The 12543-nt window shown below is 71.3% G+C and carries 16 protein-coding genes; 9 read left to right on the forward strand and 7 right to left on the reverse strand.

Annotation, left to right across the window (positions count from 1 at the left end; all coding sequences use genetic code 11):
• Positions 1–43: 43 nt before the first annotated feature.
• Positions 44–304 (reverse strand): DUF6703 family protein, encoded by a 261-nt coding sequence (locus tag ACIBO8_RS05945; protein ID WP_396113995.1) that lies wholly within the window; start codon positions 302–304, stop codon positions 44–46.
• 34 nt (positions 305–338) lie between these two features.
• Between ACIBO8_RS05945 and ACIBO8_RS05950 the strand changes: the two genes are divergently transcribed.
• From ACIBO8_RS05950 to ACIBO8_RS05960, 3 genes are all read left to right on the forward strand, one after another.
• Positions 339–680: an antibiotic biosynthesis monooxygenase family protein gene (locus tag ACIBO8_RS05950; protein WP_396113996.1), complete on the forward strand. Its 342-nt coding sequence runs from the start codon at positions 339–341 to the stop codon at positions 678–680.
• Positions 681–697: 17 nt separating this feature from the next.
• Positions 698–1189, forward strand: coding sequence for a hypothetical protein (locus ACIBO8_RS05955; RefSeq protein ID WP_396113997.1), 492 nt, complete (start codon positions 698–700; stop codon positions 1187–1189).
• Positions 1190–1253: 64 nt separating this feature from the next.
• Complete coding sequence (locus ACIBO8_RS05960) at positions 1254–2633, forward strand: glycine--tRNA ligase (RefSeq protein WP_396113999.1); 1380 nt, start codon at positions 1254–1256, stop codon at positions 2631–2633.
• Here the strand turns inward: ACIBO8_RS05960 and ACIBO8_RS05965 are convergent.
• Complete coding sequence (locus tag ACIBO8_RS05965; protein ID WP_396114001.1) at positions 2630–3112, reverse strand: XdhC family protein; 483 nt, start codon at positions 3110–3112, stop codon at positions 2630–2632. The genes ACIBO8_RS05960 and ACIBO8_RS05965 overlap by 4 nt on opposite strands.
• A 19-nt stretch (positions 3113–3131) precedes the next feature.
• On the opposite strand from ACIBO8_RS05965, the gene dusB reads away from it, so the two are divergent.
• Positions 3132–4286 (forward strand): tRNA dihydrouridine synthase DusB, encoded by a 1155-nt coding sequence (gene dusB / locus ACIBO8_RS05970; protein ID WP_396114002.1) that lies wholly within the window; start codon positions 3132–3134, stop codon positions 4284–4286.
• 53 nt (positions 4287–4339) lie between these two features.
• On the opposite strand, the gene ACIBO8_RS05975 is transcribed toward dusB, so the two are convergent.
• The 5 genes from ACIBO8_RS05975 to ACIBO8_RS05995 all read right to left on the reverse strand — a co-directional run bounded on the left by ACIBO8_RS05975 (position 4340) and on the right by ACIBO8_RS05995 (position 7398).
• Positions 4340–4711 (reverse strand): hypothetical protein, encoded by a 372-nt coding sequence (locus ACIBO8_RS05975; RefSeq protein WP_396114004.1) that lies wholly within the window; start codon positions 4709–4711, stop codon positions 4340–4342.
• A gap of 57 nt (positions 4712–4768) precedes the next feature.
• Positions 4769–5245, reverse strand: coding sequence for a roadblock/LC7 domain-containing protein (locus ACIBO8_RS05980; protein WP_396114005.1), 477 nt, complete (start codon positions 5243–5245; stop codon positions 4769–4771).
• Between the two features lie 52 nt (positions 5246–5297).
• Positions 5298–6317, reverse strand: a complete 1020-nt coding sequence (locus ACIBO8_RS05985; RefSeq protein WP_396114006.1) for a DUF4388 domain-containing protein — start codon at positions 6315–6317, stop codon at positions 5298–5300.
• A gap of 24 nt (positions 6318–6341) precedes the next feature.
• Positions 6342–6689, reverse strand: a complete 348-nt coding sequence (locus tag ACIBO8_RS05990) for a hypothetical protein (RefSeq protein WP_396114007.1) — start codon at positions 6687–6689, stop codon at positions 6342–6344.
• 211 nt (positions 6690–6900) lie between these two features.
• Complete coding sequence (locus ACIBO8_RS05995; protein WP_396114008.1) at positions 6901–7398, reverse strand: DUF4388 domain-containing protein; 498 nt, start codon at positions 7396–7398, stop codon at positions 6901–6903.
• A 146-nt stretch (positions 7399–7544) separates the two neighbouring features.
• Here ACIBO8_RS05995 and ACIBO8_RS06000 point away from each other — a divergent pair, with 146 nt between their 5' ends.
• Genes ACIBO8_RS06000 through ACIBO8_RS06020 form a run of 5 tightly spaced genes read left to right on the forward strand, consistent with a single transcriptional unit; the run spans position 7545 to position 12543 of the window.
• A complete protein-coding gene (locus ACIBO8_RS06000; protein WP_396114009.1) occupies positions 7545–7898 on the forward strand; it encodes a VOC family protein in 354 nt (117 codons plus the stop codon).
• Between the two features lie 31 nt (positions 7899–7929).
• Positions 7930–9147 carry a deoxyguanosinetriphosphate triphosphohydrolase gene (locus tag ACIBO8_RS06005; RefSeq protein ID WP_396114010.1) on the forward strand — a complete coding sequence of 406 codons (1218 nt, stop codon included), beginning with the start codon at positions 7930–7932 and terminating at the stop codon, positions 9145–9147.
• 19 nt (positions 9148–9166) lie between these two features.
• Entirely contained in the window at positions 9167–11011 is a 1845-nt protein-coding gene (dnaG, locus tag ACIBO8_RS06010; protein WP_396114011.1) for a DNA primase, read from the forward strand.
• A 43-nt stretch (positions 11012–11054) separates the two neighbouring features.
• Positions 11055–11585, forward strand: coding sequence for a hypothetical protein (locus ACIBO8_RS06015; protein ID WP_396114012.1), 531 nt, complete (start codon positions 11055–11057; stop codon positions 11583–11585).
• Positions 11586–11622: 37 nt separating this feature from the next.
• Positions 11623–12543, forward strand: coding sequence for an ABC transporter ATP-binding protein (locus ACIBO8_RS06020; RefSeq protein ID WP_396114013.1), 921 nt, complete (start codon positions 11623–11625; stop codon positions 12541–12543).

The raw sequence follows: 12543 nt of genomic DNA on the forward strand, positions 1-12543 counted from the left end.
CAACAATGCTCGGTATTGGTAATGATTGTCAAAAGCGCATGTCTCAGAGCGCCTTGGCGACCGCCGTCACGAAGAGCAGGCCCAGCAGGATCACCCGTACGGTGCGCAGCGCCGGCGACTGCACCGGCCAGGTCGTGAACGTCAGCGCCGCCAGGGCCACGCCCAGCACGACCAGCAGCGCGGCGCCGACGATCCCGGGCAGGAACAGCCCGCCGAGGAAGATCACCAGGGCGATCACGAACGCGGTCGTCGGGCTGACGCCGGCCAGCCTGCGCAGCAGGTTCTCGGACGGGGACGGGGTCACGTCGGTCTCCTGGGGGTGTGCGTACGCTCACGTCATGCTGGTGCTCAACCGCTTCGTCGTCCCGCCGGACACGCAGGACTCGTTCGTCGAACGGGCGCACGCCGCCCTCGCCGCCCTGGCGGCGAGCACCGGATACACCTCCGGGCGGCTCACCCGCGCGCTGGACGACCCCGCCTACTGGACCCTCGTCACCGAATGGGAGTCCGTCGGAGCCTACCGCCGGGCGCTCGGCGGTTTCGACGTCAAGGTCCACGCCACCCCGCTGCTGTCCGAGTCGCTCGACGAGCCGTCGGCGTTCGAGACCCTCGCCACCGCGCAACCCGGCGCCGAGGTCGTCACGCACGGCAGCGACCGGGCCGCGGAACCGTGGCGCTGAGCCGTACGCTTGATCCCATGACCACCGTCGCGGCTCCGCCGCCCCCGCGTGGCCCGGGCGTGGTCCCGCCGTTCCCGGCGCCGCCGGTCGAGGGCCGCGGCCGCCGCGTCGGCCTCGGCCTGGGGCTCGGCGCCGGGGTGCTGGTGCTGGTCCTCGGGGGTGGCCTGGCCGCGGCCATCGGCCTGGTCGCGGTCGCCACCGACGCGCTCAACGAGCAGGCCGACGTCGTGGTCAGCGACTACCTCGACGCGGTGCGCGACCACCGGTACGGCGACGCCTACGACATGCTCTGTCAGAAGACCAAGGACAGCCAGACCGAGGCCGAGTTCACCAGCGAGGTGTCGGACGACGAGCCGATCGCCTCGTACGACGTCGGCGACCTCGAGACCATCAAGCTGTCCGCGCCCGTGAACGTCACCTATGCCGACGGCTCGACCGCCCGGCTCGAGGCGTACCTGCAGCAGAACCGCCGGACGGGCCGTTTCGAGGTGTGCAGTATCGAGGAGTAATCTCCTCATCCTGTCCGCAGCCGAATCTCTGTCCCCGCCGACAACCAGCCGGCGTAGGAGGAACATGCCCGTCGACCGTATCGACGCCGTCGTCAGCCTGGCCAAGCGCCGCGGCTTCGTCTTCCCCTCCAGCGAGATCTACGGAGGCACGCGCTCGGCCTGGGACTACGGTCCGCTCGGCGTGGAGCTGAAGGAGAACGTCCGCCGGCAGTGGTGGCGCACCATGGTGCAGCAGCGCGACGACATCGTCGGCCTCGACTCCGCCGTCATCCTCGCCCGCGACGTGTGGGCCGCCTCGGGCCACCTCGAGGCGTTCGTCGACCCGCTGACCGAGTGCCAGTCCTGCCACAAGCGGTTCCGCGCCGACCACCTCGAGGAGGCGTGGGAGGCCAAGCACGGCTCGGCGCCCGCCTCGCTGAGCGAGCTCAACTGCCCCAACTGCGGCAACAAGGGCACGTTCACCGAGCCCAAGATGTTCAACGGGCTGATGAAGACCTACCTCGGCCCCACCGAGAGCGCCGAGGGCCTGCACTACCTGCGCCCCGAGACGGCCCAGGGCATCTTCGTCAACTACAACAACGTGGCGACCGCCGCGCGCAAGAAGCCGCCGTTCGGCATCGCGCAGGTCGGCAAGTCGTTCCGCAACGAGATCACCCCGGGCAACTTCATCTTCCGTACGCGCGAGTTCGAGCAGATGGAGATGGAGTTCTTCGTCGAGCCCGGCACGGACGAGACCTGGCACGAGTACTGGCTCGAGCAGCGCTGGAACTGGTACCGCGACCTCGGCCTCGCGGAGAACAACCTGCGCTTCTACGAGCACCCCAAGGAGAAGCTCTCCCACTACTCGAAGCGCACGGTCGACATCGAGTACAGGTTCCGCTTCGGCGGCACCGAGTTCGCCGAGCTCGAGGGCATCGCCAACCGCACCGACTTCGACCTGTCGACGCACTCCAAGCATTCCGGCGTGGACCTGTCGTACTTCGACCAGGAGAAGCAGGAGCGCTGGGTCCCGTACGTCATCGAGCCGGCGGCCGGCCTGACCCGCGCGGTGCTGGCGTTCCTGCTCGAGGCGTACGACGAGGACGAGGCCCCCAACACCAAGGGCGGCGTCGACAAGCGGACGGTCATGCGCTTCGACCCCCGCCTCGCCCCGATCAAGGTCGCGGTGCTGCCGCTTTCGCGCAACCCGGAGCTGTCGCCCAAGGCCCGCGGCCTGGCGGACCTGCTCCGCAAGCGCTGGACGGTGGAGTTCGACGACTCCCAGGCGATCGGCCGCCGCTACCGCCGCCAGGACGAGATCGGCACGCCGTTCTGCGTCACGGTCGACTTCGACACCCTCACCGACGACGCGGTGACGGTCCGCGACCGCGACACGATGAAGCAGGAGCGGGTCGGCCTCGACCACATCGAGGACTATCTGATCAAGCGCCTGCCCGGCTGCTAGAAGGCGAAGCCGCCCGGTCGGTCGTTGCGGTCGGCGACGAGGCCCGCCAAGGTCGCGAGGGCGATCTCGGCGGGCGTACGGCTGCCGATGTTGAGGCCGATCGGGCGGTGCACCCGGGCGATCTCCTCGTCCGGGACCCCCAGCTCCCTGAGCGCGCCGACGTGCGGGCCCTCCCGCTTCGGGTTGCCCATGATGCCGATCCAGCGCGCCTTCGTGGCCAGCGCCTCTTTCAGGGTGCCGCCGATCTCCGGCCGGTGATGGTCGGTGAGCACGATGTCGGTGTACTCCGTCACCTCCGCGGTCGACAGGTCTCCGACGAAGGCGTCCCCGTGCGGTCTCGGCAGCCCCTGCAGCCGCACGGGATCAGGCTCCACCAGCGTGCACCGGAACCCGACCTCTATACCGAGGCGCAGCAGGGCCTCGGCGACCGGACTCTCGAAGACGGCGACCAGGTGGCGGGGACTCTGCTCGAATTCCACGCCTAGAAGGTACTGTGCCATGCTCGACCATGTGACTCTCGCGCTCTCCTCCACGCCCCTCACGCTGGGAAAGCATCAGGTGTGGCCGCCCGTCGTGCTCGCTCCGATGGCCGGCATCACCAACGTCGCGTTCCGCCGGCTCTGCCGCGAGCAGGGCGGCGGCGTCTACGTCTGCGAGATGATCACCACCCGGGCTCTGGTCGAGCGGATCCCCAAGACCCTGAAGATGATCCAGTTCGCCCCCGACGAGAATTTCCGCAGCCTGCAGCTCTACGGCGTCGACCCGGACGTCACCGCCGCGGCGGTGCGGATGATCGCCGAGGAGAACCTCGCGGACCACATCGACCTCAACTTCGGCTGCCCGGTGCCCAAGGTCACCCGCCGCGGCGGCGGCAGCGCCCTGCCGTGGCGCCGCAGGCTCTTCGGCCGCATCGTCTCCCAGGCGGTGGCGGCGGCCGCGCCGGCCGGCATCCCGCTCACCATCAAGATGCGCAAGGGCATCGACGACGACCACCTCACGTACGTCGAGGCGGGGCTCATCGCCCAGGAGGCCGGCGTCGCGGCGGTCGCCCTGCACGCCCGTACGGCCGAGCAGCGCTACTCGGGCACCGCCGACTGGGACGCGATCGCGACCCTCAAGCAGGCCCTGGACGTCCCCGTGCTGGGCAACGGCGACATCTGGGAGGCCGCCGACGCGATGCGGATGGTCGCCCACACCGGCGTCGACGGCGTGGTCGTGGGTCGCGGCTGCTTGGGCCGGCCCTGGCTCTTCAAGGACCTCCAGGCCGTGTTCGCCGGCGTCGAGTCGCAGGAGCTGCCCACCCTCGGCGAGGTCGCCGCGATCATGTCCCGGCACGCGCACCTCCTGGTCGAGGCGCTGGAGGACGAGAAGCACGGCTGCGCCGACTTCCGCAAGCACGTCGCCTGGTACCTGAAGGGCTTCCCGGTCGGCGGCGACCTGCGCCGCTCGCTCGCGATGGTCTCGTCCCTCGCCGAGCTCGACGACCTGCTCGGCCGCCTCGACCCCGACGAGCCGTTCCCGCGGGAGTCGCTCGGCCAGCCGCGCGGCCGGATCAACGCGCCGGGCAAGGTGTCCCTGCCGTACGGATGGCTCGACAGCCGCGACGACGACACCGTCCCGGAGGGCGCCGAGATGGAGAACAGCGGCGGCTGAACGAGAACGGGGAGGGCGCCAGGCACCCTCCCCGTCGCGCGCGGTCGCGTCGGTCAGACGTCGAGGTCGTTCTCGATGCGCTTGAGCTGGTGGCGCGCCATGGCCAGGTTCGAGCGGTCACGGCGCAGGGCCACGTACAGGAAAAGGCCCTTGCCCGAGCGGCTCGTGAGCGGCCGGATCATGTGGTACTGGGTGTCCAGCGTGATGAGGATGTCCTCGATCTTCTCGGAGAGGTTGAGCATCTCCATCGCGCGCAGCTTGGCCCGGACGACGTCCGTGTTGCCGGCCGCCGCGACGGTCAGGTCGAGTTCCTTGCCGCCGCCGGCGGTGCCGAGCGCCATGCCGCTCGTATGGTCCACGAGGGCTACACCGATGCAGCCGTCGATGTCCATGACTTCCTTGAGTGCGGTGTCCATGTCAGCCATGGGAATTCCTCCGTATTTCCTTGCGGGATGGTGAGTGGGGGTGTTGCGGGCAAGACCTCAGCGGCCTCGGATGGTGCTCTGCAGCGTCGCCATCGGTGTCCGCCGGGCGAGCGGCGTGGGCGGGCCCGCCTGCGCCGGGATCTCCGGCCGTACGGTCGGCGGCCCCTCGAGGACCAGGACCGTGACGAGCCGGCGTACGGCGCGGCGGGCCTCGAGGTGGACCAGGGCCAGGTTGGCGTTCCCGGTCGTGACCAGGGTGAGCAGGCAGTTCGGTCCCGCGGTGTACGAGGTGATGTAGCCGCCGTCGCACTCCACGACCGACTCGCGGAGGTCGCCGTGGTTGACGGCGTGCGCGAAGCGCCGGGCGAGGGCCAGGTGGGCGGCGGCGAGGGCGGCGAGGCTGTCGGGTTCGATGCCGTGGGCGTCGTGCGCGACCACCAGGCCGTCGGTGGTGGCGAGGACACTGCCGGACAGCTCGGGCAGCCTGCGCCGGAGGTTGCCGAGTTCCGTCAGTACCGCCGGATCCACCGTCATCCGCGGTTTCTCCTTCCTGGTGTCGGCCGCCGTCGGGCGGGAGGGGCGCGCGTCACCGCAGGGCTTTCAGTGCGGTACGGATCCGTTTCAACAGGACTTCGTCGGTGCTGGGCGGAGCCGGGGCCGGTTCGGCGGCCATTTCCTTGGGGAGCTTGGCGCCGGGTTTTCGCCGGGCCAGGCGGGGCGCCCGATAGGCGGTGCCGTTCGCGGTGGCGGAATCGGGACGGCGCTGTTGCGGGGGAGGGTCACCCGAGGCGAGACCCGGCCGGGCGCCCGTGACGATGGGTACGGTCGGCCCGTCCGTACCCGGAACGACAGGCCGCTGGATGTCCACAGCCGTTCCCCGCATCCGGGGCAGCCGGACGAGGTCCGGCTGGCCGGCCGGCTCCCGCGGCGCGGGCAGCTCGAGCAGCCCGGCCGCCGCCAGCCGGCGCAGCTCCTGGATGGTGGCGTACCCGGCCCGGCCGAGCAGCTGGGCCAGGTCCGCCGGGGTGCGCTGACCGTCCGAGTGCACCAGCAGCTCCCACTGCGCGGCCGTCAGCGTTATCCGTTCCCGCGGCGGCCGGGTCACCGGGATGACCACCGCGGTGTCGATCTGCGGGTACGGGAAGATCTCGTCGAGCAGCCGCGCCCGCCGCCGGGACTCCCGGGTGATCGCGGCCGGGTCCACCCGGACCACCGGACCCAGCCAGTGGGTGGCGTCCTCGAGGAAGTCCACGGGAGCCGCCGCGGGTGACAGCGCGAAGTACGCCGCGTCGTACGTGGCACCGAGGACGCACAGCTCCAGTTCCCCCTGGGTGATGTGCCCCTGATCCAGCAACAGCTGCCCCACCGTGGCCCGGGAAGTCCCGGCGTCCAGCGCCGCCTGCCAGGTCCGCGGCGCCAGCCGCCCGGACGCGGTGAGCAGCTCGCCGACGCCCGGCGCGGCAGCCGACTCGGCGTACGTCACCTGGCCGTCGACGAGGTAGACCGTGCCGCCGGGCGGGCCGCCGACGATCAGGGCGCCGGTCCGCCGCTCGCCCGCGACCTGCGTGAGCAGGCGGCCGGGTGCCGCGGACTTCGGGGGCTTCACTCGGGCTCCTCACGTGTGGCGGTGTTACGTCGCGGTCAACTCGTCGGCGAGCGTCTGCATGCGCCGGCGCGCCACCGCGAGGTTGCCGCGGAGCCGGTCCAGCCACACGTAGAGCACCAGCCGGCTGTCGAAGTCGGTCTGGACGAGCCGCAGCAGGTGGTAGCCCCCCGCGGTCGTGATGATGAGGTCCTCGAGGAGGTCGTGCGGTACGGCCGAGACGAACAGCGACCGGCTCTGCGCGGCCTGGACGACGTCGGCGGTGCCGGCGGCCGCGGCCTCGTGGTCCTCGTTGGGTGCGGCTCCGGTCGTGGCGACCGGGAAGCCGGTGGTGTAGTCGACGATGCTGGCGCCGATCGCGCCAGGGATCGCCATGGCCTCCTGCAAACAGTTGTCGACCCCGGGCACATCTCTCCTCAGCCGAGTGATGCTCCCGCCGACGGCTGGTTCCCCCCGCCGACGGTTTCGGGTGTTTCCGGTGGTGCCGTTCGGGCGGGATTTCGTCGGCCCTGCCGTCACAATGGGCCATCCTGCGGGCACGCTGCGATCTCGAGTCGCACCCCGTGTGCGTCATGGTCGTCGATGGTCATCCGGGCACCGGGGACGGCTGCCGGCACCGCACCGACCGCGGGCCGCGCGGGGCCGGCCGGGCCAGCAGCCGCCGGGCCGTCTCGGGCCCGAGATTGCCCAGGTCGGCCTGCGCGACGGTGCCGAACCAGTGCCGCTCGCCCGGGACGAAACGCATCGGCGCGTCGTCGCCCAGCAGCAGCGCGTGCGTGGCCGCAGTGATGGTTGCCACTACCCGGCTGGCCAGCTCGTGGTGGCCGAGGTGACCGTCGCGCAACAGGATGTGGCCGACGCGCCGGGCGCCGTGGCCCGCCTCGTACGCCGCCTGCCACTGCGCGGCCGACAGCCGGCCGCAGCGGACGAGCCGCTCCCCGATGCCGGGGCAGCCGCGCGATTCCGCGTGCGTGATCCGGCCGGCGACGAGATAGACGACGCCGCCCGGCGTACCACCGACGTGCAGGGCGCCCGTGCGCCCGGCCTCGGCCAGCGCGATGAGACGGCGGCTCAGGGAAATCATGATGACCGTCCTCCTTTCGGCCAGTGTCGGGCGCCGGGCCGGGGGATGACGCACGACGAGTGCGTTGTTTCCCGCCACCGCGCCGGAACGGCCATCTGGGCGTAACATGATCGCCACTTTCGATGGCGTCTCATGGAGGTTGCCCAATGCCGAGCACCTGGGAGCAGGTCGTGGTCGACGCCGAGGATCCGGCGCGGCTGGCGCGCTGGTGGGCGGAGGCGCTGGGCTACGTCATCGTGCACGAGGAGCCGGACGAGATCGAGATCCGGCGTACCCCGGACACGCTGCCCGGTCTGCTCTTCACGCCCGTGCCGGAGGCCAAGACGGTGAAGAACCGGCTCCACATCGACCTGCGCCCGGACGACCAGGAGGCCGAGGTCGAGCGGCTGGTCGACATGGGCGCCCGGCCGGTCGACATCGGCCAGCACGACGTCAGCTGGGTGGTGCTCGCCGATCCGGAGGGCAACGAGTTCTGCGTGCTGAGCTCGAAACGGGCCTGAACCCCGTACCCGTCCGGCCTAGGGTTGATCCATGAGCCGGGACGCGGAGCGGTGGGTGAACGAGCCTGCGAAGGACAGCGGGTACGGCCGCACCCAGTTCGAACGGGACCGCGCCCGGGTGCTGCACTCCGCGGGCTTCCGGCGGCTGGCGGCCAAGACCCAGGTGCACACGGCCGGGTCGGACGACTTCTTGCGTACGCGTCTGACGCACTCCCTGGAGGTCGCCCAGATCTCCCGGGAGATGGGCGCCCGGCTCGGCTGTGACCCGGACGTCGTGGACGTCGCCGGGCTGGCACACGACATCGGCCACCCCCCGTTCGGGCACAACGGCGAGGCGGCCCTCGACGCGGTGGCCCGGCCGTGCGGCGGCTTCGAAGGCAACGCCCAGACCCTGCGCGTCCTCACCCGGCTGGAGGCCAAGGTGGAGGGCGCCGGCCTCAACCTCACCCGCGCCTCCCTCGACGCCAGCTGCAAGTACCCCTGGCCACGCCGCCCCGGCACCCGCAAGTTCGGCGTCTATGAGGACGACATGCCGGTCTTCACCTGGATCCGCGCCACCGCACCCGAGGGCGACCGCCGCTGCCTCGAGGCGCAGGTCATGGACTGGGCGGACGACGTCGCCTACTCGGTGCACGACGTCGAGGACGGCATCCACGGCGGCTACCTGTCGCTGCGCCCGCTGCTCGACGACGCCGGGGAGCGCGCCGCACTCTGTGCCGACGTGGCAGCCGCCTACTCCGACGAGAGCCCGGACGCCCTCCGCGACGCCCTCGACCTGCTCCTCGCCGACGAGGTGGTGACCGCGGCGGCCGACTACGACGGCACCTACCGGGCCCAGGCCGCCCTCAAACGCATGACCAGCGTGCTCACCGGGCGCTTCGTCTCCTCCGCGGTCGGGGCCACCAACAGCAGACACGGGTACGGCCAGGTCCGGCGCTACGAGGCGGACCTCATCGTCCCGCGTACGGTGCGCAACCAGTGCGCCCTCCTCAAGGGCATGGCCCTCCGATACGTGATGCGCGCCCGCGCCGCGGAGGACTGGTACGAGCAACAGCGCGAGATCGTGGCCTCCCTCGTCGAGCTCCTCTGCCACCGGGCCCCCGACCACCTCGACCCCGTGTTCGCGGCGGAATGGAAGGCGGCGGGTGACGACGCCGCCCGCCTGCGCGTGGTGGTCGACCAGGTCGCCTCGCTGACCGACCCGGCGGCCGTGGCGTGGCACCGGACCCTGTTATCGGGCCGCGATTGAGGGCAGGCAGTATGGAGCCGTGGCGGGCAGGGTCAGGGACGAGGACATAGCGCTGGTCCGCGACCGGACCTCGATCGCGGACATCATCAGCGAAACGGTGACGCTGCGGTCGGCGGGCGGCGGCAACCTCAAGGGACTGTGCCCCTTCCACGACGAGAAGACCCCGTCCTTCACCGTCTCACCGGCCCGGAATGTCTACTTCTGCCACGGTTGTGGGGCGGGCGGCGACGCCATCAAGTTCCTCATGGACGCCGAGCACCTCACCTTCGTCGAGTCGCTCGAGCGCCTCGCCGGCCGGGCCGGCATTCAGCTGCGCTACGACACCTCCGACGAGCGGCCCGGTACGCCCCGGCAACAGCCGGGCCAGAAGCAGCGCCTGATCGCCGCCCACGCCGCCGCCGCCGACTTCTACCGCGACCAGCTCGGCAAGGCCGGCGCGCGCAAGGCCCGCGAATTCCTCGCCCAGCGCGGCTTCGGCCGCGACGCCGCCGAGAAGTACGCCTGCGGCTACGCCCCCGAGGGCTGGGACCTGCTCACCAAGCACCTGCGCCAGAAAGGCTTCACCGCCGAGGAGTTGACGGCCGGCGGCCTCGCGAAGCCGGCCCGCTCAGGCTCGCTCATCGACCGCTTCCGCCGCCGCCTGCTCTGGCCCATCCGCGATCTGAGCGGCGACGTCATCGGCTTCGGCGCACGCAAACTCTTCGACGACGATGACGGCCCGAAATACCTCAACACCCCCGAGTCGCCCCTCTACAAGAAGAGCCACGTCCTGTACGGCATCGACTACGCCAAGCGGGAGATCGCCAAGCGTGGCCGCGCGGTCATCGTCGAGGGGTACACCGACGTGATGGCCTGTCACGAGGCGGGGGAGCCGACCGCGGTCGCGACCTGCGGCACGGCGTTCGGCGTCGACCACATCGGCGTGCTCCGCCGCCTGCTCATGGACAGCGACAGCTTCACCGGCGAGATCATCTACACGTTCGACGGCGACGCGGCCGGGCAGAAGGCGGCCCTGCGGGCGTTCGAGGAGGATCAGCGGTTCGTCGGGCGTACCTTCATCGCGGTCAGCCCGGACAACATGGATCCCTGCGAGCTGCGGCTGGCCAAGGGCGATCTGGCCGTGCGCGACATGATCGCGGGACGCGAGCCGCTGGTGGACTTCGCGCTGCGGCAGACCCTCGCCCGCTTCGACCTGGACACCGTCGAGGGCCGCGTCGAGGCCATGCGCAAGGCGGCGCCCCTGGTGGCCAAGATCAAAGACCGGGAGAAGCGTCCCGAGTACGCCCGCAAGCTCGCCGGCGACCTCGGCATGGATCTGGAACCCGTGCAGCGGGCCGTGGCGGCCGCCATGTCGCCGGACGCCCCGGTGATCGCCCAGCGCCGGGCCGCCGACAGTCCGCAGCGCCAGGTCGAGCGCGAGACGCTGAAGCTCGCCCTGCAGGAGCCGGTGCTGGCCGGTCCGATGTTCGACGCCATCGAGGCCGACTCGTACGGGGACCCGGTCCTGCGCGACATCCGCGCCGCCATCGCCGCCGCGGGCGGCACCGCCTCGGCCACCGGTGGCGCGGTCTGGATCGAAGCCGTTCGCGACGCGTGCCAGGACCTCGGCGGCAAGGCCCTGGTCGGCGAGCTCGCGGTCGAGCCCCTGCACGTCGACGGCGAGGCGGATCTCCGGTACGTCCAGACGACGCTGGCCCGGCTCCAGGTGGGCTCGGTGACCACCCGCATCAAGGACCTGAAGTCCAAGGTGCAGCGCCTCAACCCGGTGGCGCACAAGGACGAGTACCTCGCCCTGGCGGGGGAATTGTTCTCGCTCGAGCAACACGCCAGGGCCCTCCGGGATCAGGCGGCGGGTGCGTTGTGAGACCGTTCGATCGCGCTCTCAGTTCTCAGGCAGCAGGAGCATCGTGAAACTCTTCCGCCGCAGCCCCAAGCTTCCGCCCGAGATGCGCCCCGCGCTGGAGGCCGACGAGCGCATCCTGGCCTGGGCGACGGTGGGCGAGGCCCAGGACCAGGCGCTGGTCGCCACCAACCGCGGCCTCTGGCTGCCCGGGGGCCGGCGGCTGGGCTGGCACGAGATCCACAAGGCGGCCTGGTCGGGCCGCGAGCTGCGCATCACGCCCGCCGAGGTGGCGCACGAGCGGAACGGCTACACGGTGCTCGTCGACGCCCCGGTCGTCGGGTTCCTGGTGCTGGAGCCGGGTGAGCTGCCGGACCAGGTCCGGACCCGGGTGACCCGCTCGGTCGCGTACACGACGCACCACCCCCTGCCGCCGCACGGTGGCGTCCGGGTGGTCGGCCGGCGGATCAGCGGGGTGAACGGGCTGAGCTGGTCGGTCCGCTACGACGCCAAGACCGCGGTGGATGCGGAGCCGGTGATCGAGGTGACCGACCAGCTGGTGGAGGCGGCCAAGGAGGCCTCGGCCCCGCCCGCCTGACCGGTTTTTGTCGGACCCCTTCACTAGGGTCGCTCGAGTGGCACTCATTCACGCTCGCGGGCTGGTCAAGCGCTTCGGCGACTTCACGGCGGTGGACGGCATCGACGTCGACGTGGAGCGCGGCGAGGCATTCGGCTTCCTCGGCCCGAACGGCGCGGGCAAGAGCTCCACCATGCGGATGATCGGCTGCGTGTCCCCGCCGACCGGCGGCGTGCTGCGCATCCTCGACCGCGACCCGCTGCGAGACGGCCCCGCCATCCGGGCCCGTCTGGGCGTCTGCCCCCAGCTCGACAACCTCGACCTGGAGCTGACCGTCCGCGAGAATCTGACCACCTATGCCCGCTTCTTCGGCATCCCCCGCAAGGTGGCCCGCCGCCGCGCCGACGAGCTGCTCGACTTCGTGCAGCTCACCGAGCGTGCCGACAGCAAGGTCGAGCCGCTGTCCGGCGGCATGAAGAGGCGGCTCACGATCGCCCGCGCGCTGGTCAACGAGCCCGAGATCGTGCTGCTCGACGAACCCACCACCGGCCTCGACCCGCAGGCCCGCCACCTGGTCTGGGAGCGCCTCTTCCGGCTCAAGCAGCAGGGCGTCACGCTGGTGCTGACCACCCACTACATGGACGAGGCCGAGCAGCTCTGCGACCGGCTCGTGGTGATGGACGGCGGCCGCATCGTCGCCGAGGGCTCACCCCGCGCCCTCATCGAGCAGTATTCGACCCGCGAAGTCGTCGAGCTGCGCTTCAACGTGGAGTCCCAGGAGGTCTTCGCCGACAAGCTGTCCGGCGTCGGCGAACGCCTCGAGGTCCTGCCCGACCGCATCCTGCTCTACGTCTCCGACGGCGACGCGGCGGTGGCCGAGGTGCAGCACCGGGCCCTGAGCCCGGCCAGCGTCCTGGTGCGCCGCAGCAGCCTGGAGGACGTGTTCCTGCACCTCACCGGCCGGACCCTGGTGGACTGA

The sequence above is a fragment of the Actinoplanes sp. NPDC049681 genome (assembly GCF_044465265.1).
Lineage (GTDB): Bacteria > Actinomycetota > Actinomycetes > Mycobacteriales > Micromonosporaceae > Actinoplanes.